Genomic DNA, 18,665 nt, shown 5'->3' with positions numbered 1-18,665 from the left:
CCACGCATGCGGCCACGAGTGCCGCGCGCGCCGCGTTTTTTCGGCACCGGTCACGGCATTGTGCCAGACCGCCGGGCCGCTTCGCATCGACATCTCGTTAGACGGTGCCAGATCAAAATCGCGGCAGCGACGGCGGACCGCTGGTTTGCGGGCGCCGCGCCTTTTATGGTCTAATGACCTGCGACGAAACAGGGGTGCTTCGCCCACAGGCGGCATGATTTTCATGCCGGGGCGGCGAGGCTGAGAGAGACCCTTTGCACCCGATCCGGGTAATACCGGCGCGGGAAGTTTCCGGAAGCAACCGTCTTCCATTCCCCGCCGGGCGGCGAGCGCAGCTCACCTGCACACGCCGTGACCGGCCGGCTTCACCCGCCGGTTTCGTCCTGGGTACGTGCGTTTTTGGCCGTACGGAAAGGACTCGATGACCGCCTATTCTTCAGACATGCATCTTTCTCTTGGTCACGCCGCTTCCGGCGTGCCGTGCCGCTTTGGTTTTGCCCGCCGCAATCAAACGGAGAGCGCGCGATGAACCGTTCCGCTCGACCTGATTTCGCGGTGCTCGGCGGTGGTTTGTGCGGCCGGCTGGTCGCGTGGCGCCTCGCGGGCGACGGCCATCGCATAGCGCTCTATGAGCGCGGCAATGCCGCCGGGTCGCAGGCTGCCGCGTGGGTCGCCGCGGCGATGCTCGCGCCGCTGGCAGAAGCCGCGAGCGCCGAGCTGCTGATCACGCGGCTCGGTGCGAGTTCGCTCGAAAACTGGCCGCGCTTGCTTTCCGAACTGCCGGAACCGGTGTTTTTTCAGCGCAACGGCACGCTCGTCGTCTGGCATCACGCGGATCGCACGGAGGCGCCGCTGTTCGAGCGCCGCGTGCGCGCGAACGCGCCGGCCGAGTTGCTCGATGGCGGCTTCGTCGCGCTTTCGGGCGCGCAGCTCGGCGCCGCCGAACCCGCGTTGGCCGGCCGCTTCAATCAGGGCTGGCTGCTGCCGCGCGAGGGGCAACTCGACAATCGCCAGGTGCTGTCCGCGCTCGCCGCGGGGCTTGCCGAGCGCGGCGTCGACACGCACTGGAACACGCCGATCGGCGACGCGTCGCTGCCTGACGCCGGCATCACGATCGATTGCCGCGGGCTCGGCGCGAAGCCCGTGCTGCCGACGCTGCGCGGCATCCGCGGTGAAGTTGCGCGCGTGCATGCACCTCACCTGCAGCTGACTCGCCCGGTGCGGCTGCTGCATCCGCGCTACCCGCTGTATATCGCGCCGAAGCAGAACGGCCTCTACGTGATCGGCGCGACCGAGGTGGAGGGCGAGGACATGTCGCCCGTCAGCGTGCGTTCGGCGCTCGAATTGCTGAGTGCGGCGTTCTCGGTACATCCGGGCTTCGGCGAGGCGCGCATCCTCGAGCTGAATTCGCAGTGCCGGCCGACCTTGCCCGATCACCGTCCCGCGCTGCTGTGGGACGGCGCGCGCACGCTGCGCGTGAACGGCCTGTATCGGCACGGCTTTATGATCGCGCCGGAAGTCGCCGACGAAGCTGTACGTTTCGCGAGCGCGCTGCTCGACGGCCGCGTAGGGGACGTCGACGCATTTGCCGGCTGGCGGCGCGAGGCACGCTGGAGCGAGCTGTTCCAGCAGCATTTCGCGCGCGAGCCGGCCTGAGCGTGGCGGCCAACGTGCCGCGCGCGATGCCGCTTGCGCCATCGATTGAACCGTATTCGAACACCATGGACATTCATATCAATCAGAAGCCGTTGTCGTTGCCCGAAGGCTCGACCGTCGCCGATGCGCTCACCGCGTTTGGAGCGCGTCCGCCGTTCGCGGTCGCGCTCAACGGTGATTTCGTCGCGCGTGCGCAGCATGCGGCGCGCGCGTTGCAAACGGGCGACCGGCTCGACGTCGTGCAGCCGGTCGCGGGCGGCTGAGCGCGCTCGCGCCAGCCTGCCGCTTACCGAACGCAACAACCGTCGCCGAAAACCCATTGCCGTCACGCGGTCGGTTCTAGCCGCGACGGCAAACCAGGATGATGCAAATGACTTCTCACCAGAGCGCCGACGCGCTGACGCTATACGGTCAAACTTTCGTAAGCCGCGTGCTGCTCGGCACGTCGCGCTACCCGTCGCTGCAATCGCTGTCCGATTCGATCGACGCCGCGCGCCCCGGCATGGTGACCGTCGCGCTGCGCCGTCAGATGAACGAGGGCAACGCGGAAGCCGGCTTCTTCGATCTGCTCAAGCGCCACGGCGTGCCGTTGCTGCCCAATACGGCGGGCTGCCTGACCGTCGGTGAAGCGGTGACCACTGCGCATATGGCGCGCGAAATCTTCGAGACCGAGTGGATCAAGCTCGAACTGATCGGCGACGACTACACGCTGCAGCCCGACCCGGTCGGCCTGATCGAAGCCGCCGCGCGGCTCGTCAAGGATGGCTTCAAGGTGCTGCCGTACTGCACCGAGGATCTGGTGATCGGCCGCCGTCTGCTCGACGCTGGCTGCGAGGCGCTGATGCCGTGGGGCGCGCCGATCGGCACCGGCAAGGGCGTGATCAATCCGTACGGGCTGCGCGTGTTGCGCGAACGGCTGCCGGACGTGCCGCTGATCGTCGATGCCGGGCTCGGCGTGCCGTCGCACGCGGCCCAGGTGATGGAGTGGGGTTTCGACGGCGTGCTGCTGAACACGGCGGTGTCGCAGGCGACGCACCCCGACGCCATGGCGCGCGCGTTCGCGCTGGGCGTCGAGGCGGGCCGGCAGGCGTATCTCGCGGGCCCGATGGCCGAGCGCGAGAGTGCGCACGCGAGCACGCCGGTGGTCGGCATGCCGTTCTGGCATCAGGATGGAGGTGCGGCATGACGCAGTCATTGACGCTGAAAGACCGCGATCTGTTCTGGCCGACGGCCGACGAACTCATCGAAGCCGCCGAGCGCATCCGCGCGCGGCTCGGCGACTGGCCGCCGACCCACGCGCCGTGGCGCATCTGCCTGACCGCGCCGGACGAACCGAACGGTGGCGACCTGATCGTGATCGCCGACGCGCAGCAGCACGGCGAGCAGATCGCGCGCTGGCTGACGCGGGGCGCGGGCGTGATCGTCGCCGCGGAAAACCGCGCGACGCTGCATCTGGGCGGTGAGAAGTACGGCCTCGAAGGTCATCTGGCGGAAGACTGGATTCCCGCGCTGGCCGCGTTCCTCGACTGCGGTTTCGATCCGCACGACGCACTGGTGCTCGCGCTCGCGTGGCGCGACGGCGACGAGACCCGCGCCGACGACGCTTTCCCGTCCGACCTCGGCCGCTTTCCGCGACTGACCGGCCTGCCGCCGGCACCCGCCAGGGCGTTCCCGCGCTGCCCGGACAAGCTCGGTCTGTATCCGGTGCTGCCGACCGCGGACTGGGTCGAACGGGTAGTCGGCTACGGCGTGAAGACGGTGCAGTTGCGCCGCAAGTCGGCCGAACCCGCCGACGAACTGAAGCGCGAGATCGCCCGCTGTGTGGCCGCCGGCCGCGCGCACGACGCGCAGGTGTTCATCAACGACCACTGGCAGGCCGCGCTCGAGGCGGGCGCGTACGGCGTTCACCTTGGTCAGGAAGACGTGCATACCGCGAATCTGTCCGCGCTGGCCGACGCGGGCATTCGCCTGGGCCTGTCCACGCACGGCTTCTACGAGATGCTGAAGGCGCTGCATTTTCGTCCGAGCTACATTGCATTGGGCGCCGTATTCCCGACCACGACCAAGGTCATGCCGACCGCGCCGCAGGGCTTGCGGCGCCTCGCGCGCTATGTGCGGCTGCTCGACGGCGTGGTGCCGCTCGTCGCGATCGGCGGGATCGATCTGCAGGTGCTGCCGGAGGTGCTCGCGACTGGCGTCGGCTGCGCGGCGGTGGTGCGCGCGGTCACCGAAGCGGCCGACCCGGCCGCCGCTGTTTCGGCGCTGCAACACACGTTTACGCAATAATCGTCAGGCATAGTCAAGGAACGGGGCACCTCAAGGCAGCTTTTGCATGATGGCCCTATAATTCGGCCTTCCGTGTAAAAGGACTGTCAGTTTGGTGCCTTCCTCCCCCGAGACAATACTCGAGCTGCGCGACGTCGACTTCGGTTACGGCGACCGGCTCGTCCTGTCGAATCTGAATCTGCGCTTTCGTCGCGGTCAGGTCGTCGCGGTCATGGGCGGCTCGGGTTGCGGCAAAACCACTGTGCTGCGGCTGATCGGCGGCCTCGTGCGCGCGCAACGCGGCCAGGTGCTGTTCCATGGCCAGGACATCGGCGGGCAGACGCGCGAAGGCCTTTACGCGCTGCGCCGCAAGATGGGCATGCTGTTCCAGTTCGGCGCGCTGTTCACCGACATGTCGGTGTTCGAAAACGTCGCCTTCTCGCTGCGCGAACACACCGATCTCCCCGAAGACCTGCTGCGCGACCTCGTGCTGATGAAGCTCAACGCGGTCGGCCTGCGCGGCGCTCGCGATTTGCTGCCGTCGGAGATTTCGGGCGGCATGGCGCGGCGCGTGGCGCTCGCGCGCGCGATCGCACTCGACCCCGAACTGATGATGTACGACGAGCCGTTCGCCGGCCTCGACCCGATCTCGCTCGGCATCACCGCGAACCTGATCCGCACGCTGAACCAGGCGCTTGGCGCGACGTCGATTCTCGTCACGCACGACGTGCCGGAATCGTTCGCGATCGCCGATTACGTGTATTTCCTGTCCAACGGCGGCGTGCTCGCCGAAGGCACGCCGGACGAGCTGCGCGCGTCGACCGACCCGACCGTGCGCCAGTTCATCGACGGCGCGCCGGACGGCCCGTTCCGATTCCACTATCCGGCGCAGACGCCGCTCGCGGCGGATTTCGGCATCGGCGGAGGCCAGTCATGATCAGTACGATCGGTCGCTCGGTCATCACCGGGCTCGGCACCGCCGGCTACGCGACGCGCTTCTTCCTGCGCCTCGTGCTCGAAATTTTCCCGCTGCTGCGCCGCCCGCGTCTTGTCACGAAGCAGATCCACTTCGTCGGTAATTATTCGCTCGTGATCATTGCGGTGTCCGGGCTGTTCGTCGGCTTCGTGCTCGGGCTGCAGGGCTATTACACGCTGAACCGTTATGGATCCGAGCAGGCGCTCGGGCTGCTGGTCGCGCTGTCGCTGGTGCGCGAGCTCGGGCCGGTCGTGACCGCGCTGCTGTTCGCCGGGCGCGCGGGCACGTCGCTGACCGCCGAAATTGGCCTGATGAAGGCGGGCGAGCAGCTAACCGCGATGGAAATGATGGCCGTCGATCCGGTCAAAGTCGTGATCGCGCCGCGCCTGTGGGCGGGCATCATCTCGATGCCGATCCTCGCGGCGATCTTCAGTGCGGTCGGTGTGCTGGGCGGTTACGTGGTCGGCGTGCTGCTGATCGGCGTCGATGCCGGCGCGTTCTGGTCGCAGATGCAAAGTGGCGTCGACGTGTGGCGCGATGTCGGCGCCGGGGTCGTCAAGAGCGTGGTGTTCGGTCTCGCGGTGACCTTCGTCGCGCTGTTTCAGGGCTACGAGGCGAAGCCGACGCCGGAAGGCGTGTCGCGCGCGACGACCCGCACGGTCGTGTACGCGTCGCTCGCGGTGCTCGGGCTCGACTTCCTGTTGACCGCACTGATGTTCAGCTAAGGCCGCGCAGCGTGCCGGCTTCCGGCGGCGCACGATGTGCCGCGCACGGCGGGAAGTGGCGGCGGCGCGGTGGATTCACTTTGGGATGACGATGAAAAAGAATGTTCTCGACTTCTGGGTCGGCCTGTTCGTGGTGCTGGGTTTCGTGGCGTTGCTGTTTCTTGCGCTGAAGGCCGGCAATATGAGCTCGTTGTCGTTCCAGGCAACCTACCCGGTCAAGCTCAAGTTCGACAACATCGGCGGGCTGAAGCCGCGCGCGCCGGTAAAGAGCGCTGGCGTGACGGTCGGCCGGGTTGCGTCGATCGGCTTCGATAGCAACACCTACCAGGCGCTCGTCACGATCGATATCGACAAGCAATTCGAGTTTCCGAGAGACACTTCGGCGAAGATCCTGACCTCGGGTCTGCTCGGCGAGCAGTACATCGGGCTCGAGCCGGGCGGCGACTCGGAAATGCTGAAGGCGGGCGATACCATCACGATGACGCAATCGGCGATCGTGCTGGAAAACCTGATCGGCCAGTTCCTGTATAGCAAGGCCGCGGATTCCGGCGCAGCGAAGCCCGCTGCATCCGCCCCCACACCGGCGCCGGGAGCGCCGGCCTCCGGCGCTGCCGGCCAGTCAGGCCAATAAGGAGAACAACGATGCAGACGAAACTGCAGACCCCGCGCAGCGGCGCGCGCGTCCTACAGTTCGGCAAGGTCGCCATGGCGGCTGCGCTACTCGCCGGTTGCACGACCGTGCAGACGCCGACCAAGGGCGACCCGTTCGAAGGGCTGAACCGCACGATCTTCACCATCAACGACAAGGTCGACCAGTACGCGATCAAGCCGGTCGCGCAGGGCTATGTGTTTGTCACGCCGCAGCCGGTGCGCGACAGCGTGACGAACTTCTTCTCGAACATCGGCGACATCTATATCGCGGCGAACAATCTGCTGCAGTTGCGCATCGCGGACGGCGTGTCGGACATCATGCGGATCGTGATCAACACGTTGTTCGGCGTCGGCGGCCTGTTCGACGTCGCGACGCTCGCGAAGCTGCCCAAGCACGACAACGACCTCGGTCTGACGCTTGGCCACTACGGCGTGCCGGCGGGCCCTTACCTCGTGCTGCCGCTGTTCGGGCCGAGCACGGTGCGCGACGCATTCGGCTCGCTCGGCAACTACTACGTGAACCCGATCAGCTACATCGATCCGCCGGGCCTGAGCTGGGCCTTGTGGGGCTTGAACATCGTCAATACGCGCGCGAACCTGCTCGGCGCGAGCAACCTGCTGGAAGGCGCGGCGCTCGACAAATACTCGTTCGTGCGCAATGCGTATCTGCAGCGCCGCCAGTATCTGCTCTCGGATAACCGCCGGCGTCCGCAGGACCTGCCGAGCTATGAAGAGGAAGCGCCGCTGCCGAAGTACGACGAAGGCGAGACGGGCGCGGCCGCGGGGGCGGCAGGTGCGCCGGCCGGCGCTGCAACCGGTGCGGCGGGCGCTGCCGCGGGCACGCAGGGTGCTCCGGCAAAGGCGGCTCCCGCATCCGGCGCGGCCGTGGCAACACCGCAGGGCGCATCGGCACCGCAGGGCGCGTCGGCGCCGGAGGCTGCGTCGGGCACCGAAACCCCACCGCTAGACCTGAAAGGCGGCCCTGAAACGCAGATTCCGGCCGGTCAGCTGGTGCCGCCCACGCGCTTCAACTTCCCGTCGTTCAGATTGCATTGAACGTGCAGCCGTAACAGATCGATACGACTCTCGCAGTTTGCGCATGGATTGCCGTCGAACTCGCGTGATAAGGTCCGTTCAAACTGTTGCACTATTTTTGAGGCAAAGCTCGATATGAAAAAATTCTTCCTGATTCCGTTGTTTGCCGTGTTGTTTTCATTCATCAGCGCGGGCGCATCGGCGCAAACCGTCGACACCAACTCCCCCGAGGTGCTGATCAAAACCGTCACCCAGCAGGTGATGGACGCGATTCGCGGCGACAAGTCGATCCAGCAGGGCGACATCACCCACATCACGGCGCTCGTCAACGAAAAGATCCTGCCGTACACGGACTTCCGCCGCACCACCCAGCTCGCGATGGGCCGCAACTGGCGCACCGCGACGCCCGAGCAGCAAAACCAGGTGGTCGAGCAGTTCAAGATGCTGCTGATCCGCACGTACTCGGGCGCGCTCGCGCAGGTGCGCGACCAGCAGATCCAGTTCAAGCCGTTCCGCATGAACCCGGACGACACCGACACCGTGGTGCGCTCGGTCGTGATGAACAATGGCCAACCGATCGAACTCGACTACCGTCTGTACAAGACGGCGCAAGGCTGGCGCGTGTATGACCTCAACGTGCTCGGCGCGTGGCTGATCCAGGCATATCAGCAGCAGTTCAACGAGCAGATCCAGCAGAAGGGCGTGGACGGACTGATCCAGTTCCTCACGCAGCGCAATCAGCAACTCGCCGCGGGCAAGCAGTCGTGAGCGACGTGCTGAACCAGGTCGCGAACCGCTTCGACAGCGGCGCGACGCTGACCCACGAGAGCGCGAAGGCCGCGCTCGCGGCGGGTCTGCAACGCATTGCGGCGGGCGCGCGCGGCGTCGATTGCGCGCCGCTCAAGCAATTCGATTCGTCGGCGCTCGCCGTCCTGCTCGCGTGGGTGCGGGCCGCGGCGGCGCGTGGCGGCAAGTTCGAAATCGTCAATCTGCCGGCTGGTCTCGCCAGTCTCGCGCAGGCCTACGGCGTCGATACGCTTCTCTCTCCTGTCGCCTCCAGCATGGTTGCGTCAGCGCGACATTGACGCTCCTCTAGCGTCGTCTCCCCCCTTCCGGCCAGGCCGGGGGTGTCAGTTTTTGCCCTATAATCAAACGTTTTTTTGGGGCGTTGAACTGGCCCCCTAATCGGCCCCGGTTCCGTTTCTTCCAGCATTTGCACGTCCCCAAGCTCCATCGGGGCTACTTCAGGCGCCGCGACGCGCGCGGCCCATAGTCATGTCAGCCATAGAAATTCGTAACGTCAAGAAGCGCTACAAGGACTTGCAGGCGCTCAAGGGCGTCAGCCTCACGGTCGAAGAAGGCGAGTTCTTCGGACTGCTCGGTCCGAACGGCGCGGGCAAGACGACGCTCATCAGCATACTCGCGGGTCTCGCCCGCGCCGACGAAGGCAGCATCGCGGTGCGCGGTCACGACGTCGTCGACGATTTCCGCAATGCGCGCCGCGCGCTCGGCGTGGTGCCGCAGGAACTCGTGTTCGATCCGTTCTTCACGGTGCGCGAAACCTTGCGCATCCAGTCGGGCTACTACGGTCTGCGCAACAACGACGCATGGATCGACGAGATCATGGCCAATCTCGATCTCACCGAAAAAGCCGATGCGAACATGCGCGCGCTGTCGGGCGGCATGAAGCGCCGCGTGCTGGTCGCGCAGGCGCTCGTGCACCGTCCGCCGGTGATCGTGCTCGACGAGCCGACCGCGGGCGTCGACGTCGAGCTGCGCCAGACGCTGTGGAAGTTCATCTCGCGCCTGAATCGTGAAGGCCACACGATCGTGCTGACCACGCACTACCTGGAAGAAGCCGAATCGCTGTGCGACCGCATCGCGATGCTGCGCCGTGGTGAGGTCGTTGCGCTCGATCGCACCAGCACGCTGCTGCAGCGCTTCGCCGGCATGCAGCTGTTCGTGCGCTTCGCGCACGGCGTGCTGCCCGCCGATCTGCGTCCACTCGAGGCGGAAAGCGGCGCGGGCAACGGCAATGGCCGCCAGCACCTGCTGCGCCTGACGAGCTACGACGACGTCGAGCGTATCCTCGCGCAATGCCGCGCGGCCGGTTGTACATTCGAAGAAATCGAGGTCCGCAAAGCCGACCTCGAAGACGTATTCGTTCAGGTGATGAACGGTCCAGAAGTGATCGAGGGGCTCGCATGAGCGGCTACAGTGGATTTAGCACGCTGTTTTACAAAGAACTGCTGCGTTTCTGGAAGGTATCGTTCCAGACCGTTCTCGCGCCGGTCATCACCGCGCTCCTTTATCTGACCATCTTCGGCCACGCGCTGCGCGGCCACGTCGAGGTCTATCCGGGCGTCGAATACACGAGCTTCCTGATTCCAGGTCTCGTGATGATGAGCGTGCTGCAGAACGCGTTCGCGAATAGTTCTTCGTCGCTGATTCAATCGAAGATCACCGGCAACCTCGTGTTCGTGCTGCTGCCGCCGCTGTCGCACTATGAGATGTTCGCGGCCTACGTGCTCGCGGCCGTGGCGCGCGGGCTGTGCGTCGGCTTCGGCGTGTTCATCGTGACGATCTGGTTCGTGCCGCTCGCTTTCACCTCGCCGCTCTACATCATCGTGTTCGCGATGTTCGGCGCGGCGATCCTCGGCACGCTGGGTCTGATTGCCGGCATCTGGGCCGAGAAGTTCGACCAGCTCGCCGCGTTCCAGAACTTTCTGATTATGCCGCTCACGTTCCTGTCGGGCGTGTTCTACTCGACGCATACGCTGCCGCCCGGGTGGCGCGAAGTATCGCGGCTCAATCCGTTTTTCTACATGATCGACGGCTTTCGCTATGGCTTTTTCGGCGTGTCGGATATCGACCCGCTGGTGAGCCTCGCGATCGTCGCCGGTTTCTTTGTGGTGCTGGCTGTCGTGGCGATGCGCATGCTCGCCACCGGCTACAAGCTGCGCCACTGACGAGGAGCTTCTCTCATGTTGCCGACTCCCGAACAGGTCAAACAGTACATTGCAGCTGGACTCGCGTGCGAGCATCTCGAAGTCGAAGGCGACGGTCAGCATTTCTTTGCGACGATCGTCTCGCCGAGCTTCGAAGGCAAGCGCCTGATCCAGCGTCACCAACTCGTGTATGCGGCGCTCGGCGAGCGCATGCGCGAAGAAATCCACGCGCTCAGCATGAAGACGCTGACGCCCGCCGAATGGCAGAACGCGTAATCTGGAAATTTAGTGCGAGTTACTCACGAAGGGCGCGACGCAGCTAGCGGCGCGCCGAACACAGACAAAGCAGGTCCGGGCGCGAACCGGGCCGATCAGGAACCGACAGGCATGGATAAAATCATCATTGAAGGTGGCTACCCGCTCTCCGGTGAAGTTGTCGTCTCGGGTGCGAAGAACGCGGCATTGCCGATCCTGTGCGCGGGTCTGTTGACCGCCGATCCGGTGCATCTGGAGAACGTGCCCGATCTGCAGGACGTGCGCACGATGCTCAAGCTGCTCGGCCAGATGGGCGTGCGTATCGAGGCAGGCGAAGGGCGCGTCGCGCTCGACGCGTCGAAGGTCGACAACCTCGTCGCGCCGTACGAGATGGTGAAGACGATGCGCGCGTCGATCCTCGTGCTCGGTCCGCTCGTCGCGCGCTTCGGTCATGCGCGCGTGTCGCTGCCCGGCGGCTGCGCGATCGGCGCGCGTCCGGTCGACCAGCACATCAAGGGTCTGCAGGCGATGGGCGCCGAGATCACGATCGAGCACGGCTTCATCGAAGCGCGCGCGAAGCGTCTGAAGGGCGCGCGCATCGTCACCGACATGATCACCGTGACCGGTACCGAGAACCTGCTGATGGCGGCGGTGCTCGCGGAAGGCGAAACGATCATCGAGAACGCCGCGCGCGAACCCGAAGTGGTCGACCTCGCGCACCTGCTCGTCGCGATGGGCGCGAAGATCGAAGGCATCGGCACGGATCGCCTCGTGATCCAGGGCGTCGACAAGCTGCACGGTGCGAAGCACACGGTGATTCCGGACCGCATCGAAGCGGGCACCTTCCTGTGCGCGGTCGCGGCGGCAGGCGGCGACGTCACGCTTCGCAAGATGCGTCCGCTGCTGCTCGAAGCCGTCACCGAAAAGCTGCGCGAAGCGGGCGTGACGGTCGAGGAAGGCGACGACTGGATGCGCGTGCGGATGGACAAGCGCCCGAGCGCCGTCACCTTCCGCACCTCCGAATACCCGGCGTTCCCGACCGACATGCAGGCGCAATTCATGGCGCTCAACACGATCGCGGATGGTACCTCGCAGGTCGTCGAGACGATCTTCGAAAACCGCTTCATGCACGTGCAGGAGCTGAACCGTCTCGGCGCGAGCATCACGATCGACGGCAACACCGCGCTCGTCACCGGCGTCGAGAAACTGTCCGGCGCGAAGGTGATGGCCACCGATCTGCGCGCATCCGCGAGTCTCGTGATCGCCGCGCTGCGCGCCGAGGGTGAAACGCTGATCGACCGCATCTATCACCTCGATCGCGGCTACGACCGCATGGAAGCGAAGCTCAACGCGATCGGTGCGAAGGTGCGCCGCGTTTCCGGGAGTCAGGCATGAGTTCGATGCCGCAAACGTCGTCGTCGCCGGCGGTGAGCGCGCCGCTCACGCTCGCGTTGTCGAAAGGGCGTATCTTCGAGGAAACGCTGCCGCTGCTCGCGGCGGCCGGCATCGAAGTCGCCGAAGATCCGGAGAGCTCGCGCAAGCTGATCCTGCCGACCACCGACCCGAACCTGCGCGTGATCATCGTGCGCGCGACGGACGTGCCGACCTATGTCGAGTACGGCGCGGCCGACTTCGGTGTGGCCGGCAAGGACGTGCTGCTCGAGCATGGCGGCAGCGGTCTGTATCAGCCGGTCGACCTGGACATTGCGCGTTGCCGGATGTCGGTCGCGGTCGCGGCGGGTTTCGATTATGCGAACGCAGTGCGCCAGGGCGCGCGTCTGCGGGTTGCGACCAAGTATGTTGAAACCGCGCGTGAGCATTTTGCCGCCAAGGGCGTGCACGTCGATCTGATCAAACTGTACGGTTCGATGGAACTCGCGCCGCTGGTCGGCCTCGCCGACGCGATCGTCGACCTGGTCAGCTCGGGCAATACGCTGCGCGCGAACAATCTGGTCGAGGTGGAGGAGATCATGCAGATTTCGTCGCGCCTCGTGGTGAACCAGGCAGCGCTGAAGCTGAAACGCGCCGCTTTGCGGCCGATTCTCGACGCGTTTGCCAATGCGTCGTCGAAAACCGGCGCCCCGGCGGCCTGACTGAACGATGGCACTCTGATCACGCTGCGACTCAGCGCCTTACCGAAACGGATACCTGTATGTCTATCAAGATTCGCAAGCTCGATTCCACCGCTCCCGACTTTCACAAGTCGCTGCATGCGGTGCTCGCGTTCGAGGCGAGCGAAGACGAAGCCATCGAGCGCGCGGTCGCGCAGATTCTGAACGACGTGAAGGCGCGAGGCGACGAGGCAGTGCTCGAGTACACGAACCGCTTCGACCGCATCGATGCGAAAAGCGTGGCCGAGCTCGAACTGCCGATGGCGGAGCTCGAAGCGGCGCTCGAAAGTCTCGAGCCGAAGCAGCGTGCGTCGCTGGAAGCGGCGGCGGCGCGCGTGCGCGGCTATCACGAGAAGCAGAAGATCGAGTGCGGCAGCCATAGCTGGCAGTACACCGAAGCTGACGGCACCGTGCTCGGCCAGAAGGTCACGCCGCTCGATCGCGCGGGCATCTATGTGCCTGGTGGCAAGGCCGCGTATCCGTCGTCGGTGCTGATGAACGCGATTCCGGCGCGAGTGGCCGGCGTGCGCGAAATCGTGATGGTCGTGCCGACGCCGGACGGTGTGAAGAATCCGCTCGTGCTCGCGGCGGCATTGCTCGGCGGTGTCGATCGCGTGTTCACGATCGGCGGCGCGCAGGCGGTGGGCGCGCTCGCGTACGGCACGCAGACCGTTCCCGCGGTCGACAAGATCTGCGGCCCCGGCAACGCGTATGTCGCGTCGGCGAAGCGTCGTGTGTTCGGCACGGTCGGCATCGACATGATCGCGGGGCCGTCGGAAATCCTCGTGCTGTGCGACGGCACGACCGATCCGCGCTGGGTCGCGATGGACCTGTTCTCGCAGGCCGAGCACGACGAACTCGCGCAGTCGATCCTGCTGTGCCCGGACGACGCGTTCATCGCGCGTGTGCAGGAAGCGATCGACGAACTGCTGCCCACGATGCCGCGCCACGAGGTGATCCGCACGTCGCTCGAAAACCGCGGCGCGCTGATCAAGGTGCGCGACATGGCCGAGGCCTGCGCGATCGCCAACGACATCGCGCCGGAGCACCTCGAAATTTCGGCGCTGGAGCCGCATCAGTGGGCGCAGCAAATCCGCCACGCGGGTGCGATCTTCCTTGGCCGCTACACGAGCGAGAGCCTCGGCGACTACTGCGCGGGCCCGAACCATGTGCTGCCGACGTCGCGTACCGCACGGTTCTCGTCGCCGCTCGGCGTTTATGATTTCTTCAAGCGTTCGAGCCTGATCGAAGTCAGCGCGGAAGGCGCGCAGACGCTCGGCGAGATCGCCGCCGAACTCGCATACGGCGAAGGTCTGCAAGCGCACGCACGCAGCGCCGAATTCCGGATGCGGCTGAACAACAACGAACGCGGCTGAGGCGGAAGCGGCGAGGGCGGAGACTGCCGCGCGAGCGATGCATCGAGCCCACCCGCCCCGTTCAATAACGACCACAGAGACTAACCCGAACGCCCTGCACCGACGCCGAGCCGGCGGTCTTCGCACGGCCCGGCCCCGAAGCTATGACGACACCTCAAGACATCATCCGCAGCGACGTGCTCGCAATGACGAGCTATCCGGTTCCGGACGCAACCGGCTTCATCAAGCTCGACGCGATGGAGAACCCGTTTACGCTGCCGTCGGAACTTGCCGCGCATCTCGGCGAGCGTCTGGCGGGCGTCGCGTTGAACCGTTATCCGGCGCCGCGTCCCGAGCAGTTGATCGAGCGCATCCGTCAAGTGATGGGCGTGCCGGCGGGTTGCGACGTGCTGCTCGGCAATGGCTCCGATGAAATCATCAGCATCATGTCGGTCGCGTGCTCGAAGCCGGGCGCGAAGGTGCTCGCACCGGTGCCGGGCTTCGTCATGTATCAGATGTCGGCGAAGCTGGCGCATCTCGAATTCGTCGGCGTGCCGCTGAAAGCCGACTTCACGCTCGATACCGACGCGATGCTCGCGGCGATCGCCGAGCACGCACCGGCGCTTATCTATCTCGCGTATCCGAACAACCCGACCGGCACGCTGTTCGATGACGCCGGAATTGAGCGCATCATCGCCGCGGCGGGCAAGAGTCTCGTCGTGATCGACGAGGCGTATCAGCCGTTCGCGCAGAAGAGCTGGCTGCCGCGCGCCGACCAGTTCGACAACGTCGTCGTGATGCGCACGGTGTCGAAGCTGGGCCTCGCCGGAATCCGGCTCGGTTACCTGGTCGGCAAGCCCGCGTGGCTGACCGAATTCGACAAGGTGCGCCCGCCGTACAACACCAACGTGCTGACGCAGGCCACCGCCGGTTTCCTGCTCGACCACATCGGCGTGCTCGACGCGCAGGCCGCGCAGTTGCGCGACGAACGCGAGAAGCTCGCGCAGGCGGTGGCCGCGCTGCCGGGCGCCGAAGTGTTCGACAGCGCGGGCAACTTCCTGCTCGTGCGGGTGCCCGATGCGTCGGTATTGTTCGAAACCCTGCTAACGGCACGTATTCTGATCAAAAACGTGAGTAAAATGCACCCATTGCTGGACAACTGTGTGCGTTTGACCGTCGGTTCGCCGAACGAGAACGCCCAGTTGCTCGCCGGCCTGAAACTCGTGTTGCGGTAATCCGCTCCATTGAGCGGCGGCACTGAGCCGCTGCATTGAACGGCTGCATTGAGCGGCCCGCCATTCGTCCACCCCACATTACTAGCGCTTTTAAGCCAGATTCGAGGAATTGCCATGCGCCTTGCGGAAGTCGTTCGCAACACCAGCGAAACGCAGATCCGTGTGAAGATCAACCTGGACGGCACCGGCCAGCAGAAGCTGGCCACCGGTGTGCCGTTCCTGGACCACATGCTCGACCAGATCGCCCGCCACGGGCTGTTCGACCTCGAGATCGAAGCGCATGGCGACCTGCATATCGACGACCACCACACGGTCGAAGACACCGGTATCACGCTCGGCCAGGCCGTCGCGAAGGCGATCGGCGATCGCAAGGGCATCCGCCGCTACGGTCATTCCTACGTTCCGCTCGACGAAGCGCTGTCGCGCGTCGTGATCGATTTTTCCGGCCGTCCGGGCCTCGAATTCCACGTGCCGTTCACGCGCGCGCGCATCGGCACGTTCGACGTCGACCTGTCGATCGAATTCTTCCGCGGCTTCGTGAACCATGCCGGCGTGACGCTGCATGTCGACAATCTGCGCGGCATCAACGCTCACCACCAGCTCGAAACGGTGTTCAAGGCGTTCGGGCGCGCGCTGCGCATGGCCGTCGAGCTCGACGAGCGCGCGGCCGGACAGATTCCGTCGACCAAGGGCAGTCTCTGACGCAACGGCCGTAGCAGGCTATAACACAGGGTTTCACCGCCCCCAACGTCTCCAGGCCACTCACCTTCACGCGACTCATCGGGCAGGATCGCATTTGCCGGCACGTCGTTCGACGCCGCGCGGCGGCATCGATGGATCGAGGGCAGAGCGGCCAAACTTGAAATGAAAACTTCGATAGCGATTGTGGATTACGGAATGGGCAACCTGCGCTCGGTTGCCCAGGCACTGCGCCAAGCGGCGCCGGAAGCGGACGTGGCGATCGTCGATCGTCCGGAAGCGATCCGTGCGGCCGACCGCGTGGTGCTGCCCGGCCAGGGCGCGATGCCCGACTGCATGCGCAGTCTCGGCGCGTCCGGTCTGCAGGAAGCGGTCGTCGAGGCGTCGCGCAGCAAGCCGCTGATGGGCGTGTGCGTCGGCGAGCAGATGCTGTTCGACTGGAGCGCCGAGGGCGACACGCCGGGGCTGGGTCTGTTGCCCGGCAAGGTGGTGCGCTTCGAGCTCGAAGGCCGCCTGCAGGACGACGGCTCGCGCTTCAAGGTCCCGCAGATGGGCTGGAACCGCGTGCGTCAGGCGCACCCGCATCCGCTGTGGGACGGTGTCGCCGACAACGCGTTCTTCTACTTTGTGCACAGCTACTACGTGGTGCCGGACAATCCGGCGCACACGTCGGGCGAGACGGTCTACGGCGTGCCCTTTACCTCGGCTGTCGCGCGGGATAACATTTTCGCCACCCAGTTTCACCCCGAAAAGAGCGCCGAAGCGGGTTTGCGCGTGTATCGCAACTTCGTGCACTGGAACCCGTGAACGCCTTTCTTTATCCCGTTGCCGCGCGTGCGTCGCGCGGTGCCGCGGTCCCGCATCCGACCGGCGCCCCACTGGAGCGCCGAAAGAGTTGTACTAAACTAGCGAGACGGTATTGCGGCGGGCTGATCCGCCAGCCGCTGCCGCCGACCTTCAATCCACTCCCAGATAACACCCGATTGCTATGCTGCTGATTCCCGCCATCGACCTGAAAGATGGTCAGTGTGTACGCCTCAAACAGGGCGATATGGACCAGGCGACGATTTTCTCCGAGGAACCGGCGGCAATGGCCCGACATTGGGTCGACCGCGGCGCGCGTCGTCTGCATCTCGTCGATCTGAATGGCGCGTTCGCCGGCAAGCCGAAGAACGGCGATGCAATCCGGGCGATCATCGATGAAGTGGGCGGTGAAATTCCGGTTCAGCTCGGTGGTGGCATCCGCGACCTGAACACGATCGAGCGCTATCTGGACGACGGTTTGTCGTACGTAATCATCGGCACCGCGGCGGTGAAGAACCCCGGCTTCCTGCAGGACGCGTGCACCGCGTTCGGCGGCCACATCATCGTCGGTCTCGACGCGAAAGACGGCAAGGTCGCGACTGACGGCTGGAGCAAGCTGACCGGTCACGAAGTGGCCGACCTCGCGCGGAAGTTCGAGGACTACGGCTGCGAGTCGATCATCTACACCGACATCGGCCGCGACGGCATGCTGCAAGGCATCAACATCGAAGCGACGGTGCGCCTTGCGCGCGCGGTCAAGATTCCGGTGATCGCCAGCGGTGGTCTGTCGAACCTCGCGGACATCGAATCGCTGTGCGAAGTCGAAGGCGAGGGCATCGAAGGCGTGATCTGCGGCCGCGCGATCTATTCGGGCGACCTCGACTTCGCGGCCGCGCAGACGCTCGCGGACAAGCTGCGCGAAGCGGACGACGCTTAAGCGCGGCGTCGGCCGCGTTTGCCGGGAAGTGTGCGGCGTGGCACTCACCTTCGGCTTGCGGCACTCGCTCGACCGACGGTTTGCCGGGTAGCGCGCTTCACTCGATCACGCAACCGGGACCTCGCCGGCCCGCGGCCAGCACTCCACTCGCGGCGCGACGCAACCGCTCGCGCCGGCACCGTGCCGCTCGCCCGCAAGCGAGCGGCCTCATCAGCGGTATTGGCAGAATTGCACGATCATGGCTCTAGCTAAACGCATCATCCCCTGTCTCGACGTCACCGCGGGCCGCGTGGTCAAGGGCGTCAACTTCGTCGAACTGCGCGACGCCGGCGACCCGGTCGAAATCGCGCGCCGTTACGACGACCAGGGCGCCGACGAACTGACGTTCCTCGACATCACCGCGACCTCGGATCAGCGCGACCTGATCCTGCCGATCATCGAGGCGGTCGCCTCGCAGGTGTTCATTCCGCTGACGGTCGGCGGCGGCGTGCGCGCGGTCGAAGACGTGCGGCGCCTTCTGAACGCGGGCGCGGACAAGATCAGCATGAACTCGTCGGCGGTCGCGAATCCGCAGCTCGTGAAGGACGCGACCGACAAATACGGCTCGCAGTGCATCGTCGTCGCGATCGACGCGAAGCGCGTGTCCGCCGACGGCGAAACGCCGCGCTGGGAAGTGTTCACGCACGGCGGGCGCAAGGCCACTGGTCTCGACGCGGTCGAATGGGCGCGGAAGATGGCCGAACTCGGCGCCGGCGAAATCCTGCTGACCAGCATGGATCGCGACGGCACCAAGAGCGGCTTCGACCTTGCGCTGACGCGCGCGGTGTCGGACGCGGTGCCGGTATCGGTGATCGCCTCGGGCGGCGTCGGCAATCTGCAGCATCTCGCCGACGGCATCAAAAGCGGTCACGCGGATGCGGTGCTGGCCGCGAGCATTTTCCACTACGGCGAACACACGGTCGGCGAGGCCAAGCGCTTCATGGCCGACCAGGGCATTTCGGTGAGGTTGTGAC

Annotated in this window: 21 protein-coding genes and 1 riboswitch; all 21 genes read left to right on the top strand. The window is 65.5% G+C overall.

Annotation, left to right across the window (positions count from 1 at the left end):
• Positions 1-180: 180 nt before the first annotated feature.
• Positions 181-304, top strand: a riboswitch (TPP riboswitch).
• Positions 305-525: 221 nt separating this feature from the next.
• The 21 genes from VSR82_RS30085 (at position 526) to hisF (ending at position 18,664) form a co-directional block, all read left to right on the top strand.
• The gene (locus VSR82_RS30085; RefSeq protein ID WP_429461746.1) at positions 526-1,656 is read left to right on the top strand and encodes an FAD-dependent oxidoreductase; all 1,131 of its coding nucleotides are present in this window, start codon (positions 526-528) and stop codon (positions 1,654-1,656) included.
• A 65-nt stretch (positions 1,657-1,721) separates the two neighbouring features.
• Complete coding sequence (gene thiS, locus VSR82_RS30080) at positions 1,722-1,919, top strand: sulfur carrier protein ThiS (protein ID WP_368584358.1); 198 nt, start codon at positions 1,722-1,724, stop codon at positions 1,917-1,919.
• 107 nt (positions 1,920-2,026) lie between these two features.
• Positions 2,027-2,842 carry a thiazole synthase gene (locus tag VSR82_RS30075; protein WP_429461748.1) on the top strand — a complete coding sequence of 272 codons (816 nt, stop codon included), beginning with the start codon at positions 2,027-2,029 and terminating at the stop codon, positions 2,840-2,842.
• Positions 2,839-3,942 carry a thiamine phosphate synthase gene (gene thiE / locus VSR82_RS30070; protein WP_429461750.1) on the top strand — a complete coding sequence of 368 codons (1,104 nt, stop codon included), beginning with the start codon at positions 2,839-2,841 and terminating at the stop codon, positions 3,940-3,942. Before VSR82_RS30075 ends, thiE begins: the two co-directional genes overlap by 4 nt.
• A 94-nt stretch (positions 3,943-4,036) precedes the next feature.
• Entirely contained in the window at positions 4,037-4,858 is an 822-nt protein-coding gene (locus VSR82_RS30065; protein ID WP_368584355.1) for an ABC transporter ATP-binding protein, read from the top strand.
• Positions 4,855-5,622, top strand: coding sequence for a lipid asymmetry maintenance ABC transporter permease subunit MlaE (mlaE, locus tag VSR82_RS30060; RefSeq protein ID WP_013090708.1), 768 nt, complete (start codon positions 4,855-4,857; stop codon positions 5,620-5,622). Before VSR82_RS30065 ends, mlaE begins: the two co-directional genes overlap by 4 nt.
• Positions 5,623-5,713: 91 nt before the next feature.
• Complete coding sequence (mlaD, locus tag VSR82_RS30055) at positions 5,714-6,253, top strand: outer membrane lipid asymmetry maintenance protein MlaD (protein ID WP_368584354.1); 540 nt, start codon at positions 5,714-5,716, stop codon at positions 6,251-6,253.
• 11 nt (positions 6,254-6,264) lie between these two features.
• Positions 6,265-7,329, top strand: a complete 1,065-nt coding sequence (locus VSR82_RS30050; protein ID WP_429461753.1) for an MlaA family lipoprotein — start codon at positions 6,265-6,267, stop codon at positions 7,327-7,329.
• A gap of 114 nt (positions 7,330-7,443) precedes the next feature.
• Positions 7,444-8,076: an MlaC/ttg2D family ABC transporter substrate-binding protein gene (locus VSR82_RS30045; protein WP_368584352.1), complete on the top strand. Its 633-nt coding sequence runs from the start codon at positions 7,444-7,446 to the stop codon at positions 8,074-8,076.
• Positions 8,073-8,393 (top strand): STAS domain-containing protein, encoded by a 321-nt coding sequence (locus tag VSR82_RS30040; protein WP_368584351.1) that lies wholly within the window; start codon positions 8,073-8,075, stop codon positions 8,391-8,393. Before VSR82_RS30045 ends, VSR82_RS30040 begins: the two co-directional genes overlap by 4 nt.
• A gap of 190 nt (positions 8,394-8,583) precedes the next feature.
• The gene (locus VSR82_RS30035) at positions 8,584-9,516 is read left to right on the top strand and encodes an ABC transporter ATP-binding protein (protein ID WP_013090703.1); all 933 of its coding nucleotides are present in this window, start codon (positions 8,584-8,586) and stop codon (positions 9,514-9,516) included.
• Positions 9,513-10,277, top strand: coding sequence for an ABC transporter permease (locus VSR82_RS30030; RefSeq protein WP_368584350.1), 765 nt, complete (start codon positions 9,513-9,515; stop codon positions 10,275-10,277). Before VSR82_RS30035 ends, VSR82_RS30030 begins: the two co-directional genes overlap by 4 nt.
• 15 nt (positions 10,278-10,292) lie before the next feature.
• A complete protein-coding gene (locus tag VSR82_RS30025; protein WP_013090701.1) occupies positions 10,293-10,532 on the top strand; it encodes a BolA family protein in 240 nt (79 codons plus the stop codon).
• A gap of 111 nt (positions 10,533-10,643) precedes the next feature.
• Positions 10,644-11,906 carry a UDP-N-acetylglucosamine 1-carboxyvinyltransferase gene (murA, locus tag VSR82_RS30020; protein ID WP_429461756.1) on the top strand — a complete coding sequence of 421 codons (1,263 nt, stop codon included), beginning with the start codon at positions 10,644-10,646 and terminating at the stop codon, positions 11,904-11,906.
• On the top strand, positions 11,903-12,604 hold the full coding sequence (hisG, locus tag VSR82_RS30015) for an ATP phosphoribosyltransferase (protein WP_176124279.1): 702 nt from the start codon (positions 11,903-11,905) through the stop codon (positions 12,602-12,604). The genes murA and hisG overlap by 4 nt, the downstream gene beginning before the upstream one ends.
• Before the next feature lie 59 nt (positions 12,605-12,663).
• Positions 12,664-13,998, top strand: a complete 1,335-nt coding sequence (gene hisD / locus VSR82_RS30010; RefSeq protein WP_368584349.1) for a histidinol dehydrogenase — start codon at positions 12,664-12,666, stop codon at positions 13,996-13,998.
• A gap of 143 nt (positions 13,999-14,141) precedes the next feature.
• Positions 14,142-15,212 carry a histidinol-phosphate transaminase gene (gene hisC, locus VSR82_RS30005; RefSeq protein ID WP_498858299.1) on the top strand — a complete coding sequence of 357 codons (1,071 nt, stop codon included), beginning with the start codon at positions 14,142-14,144 and terminating at the stop codon, positions 15,210-15,212.
• A gap of 114 nt (positions 15,213-15,326) precedes the next feature.
• On the top strand, positions 15,327-15,914 hold the full coding sequence (hisB, locus tag VSR82_RS30000) for an imidazoleglycerol-phosphate dehydratase HisB (RefSeq protein WP_176110143.1): 588 nt from the start codon (positions 15,327-15,329) through the stop codon (positions 15,912-15,914).
• A gap of 162 nt (positions 15,915-16,076) precedes the next feature.
• Positions 16,077-16,718, top strand: coding sequence for an imidazole glycerol phosphate synthase subunit HisH (gene hisH / locus VSR82_RS29995; RefSeq protein ID WP_368584347.1), 642 nt, complete (start codon positions 16,077-16,079; stop codon positions 16,716-16,718).
• 181 nt (positions 16,719-16,899) lie between these two features.
• A complete protein-coding gene (gene hisA, locus VSR82_RS29990) occupies positions 16,900-17,652 on the top strand; it encodes a 1-(5-phosphoribosyl)-5-[(5-phosphoribosylamino)methylideneamino]imidazole-4-carboxamide isomerase (protein ID WP_169500003.1) in 753 nt (250 codons plus the stop codon).
• A 238-nt stretch (positions 17,653-17,890) separates the two neighbouring features.
• Positions 17,891-18,664, top strand: coding sequence for an imidazole glycerol phosphate synthase subunit HisF (hisF, locus tag VSR82_RS29985; protein ID WP_062128440.1), 774 nt, complete (start codon positions 17,891-17,893; stop codon positions 18,662-18,664).
• Position 18,665: the final 1 nt, after the last annotated feature.

Origin of the sequence: Burkholderia sp. JPY481 (assembly GCF_038900515.1) — a bacterium.
Lineage (GTDB): Bacteria > Pseudomonadota > Gammaproteobacteria > Burkholderiales > Burkholderiaceae > Paraburkholderia > Paraburkholderia youngii.
This window is presented reverse-complemented; position numbering and strand designations above follow the sequence as displayed.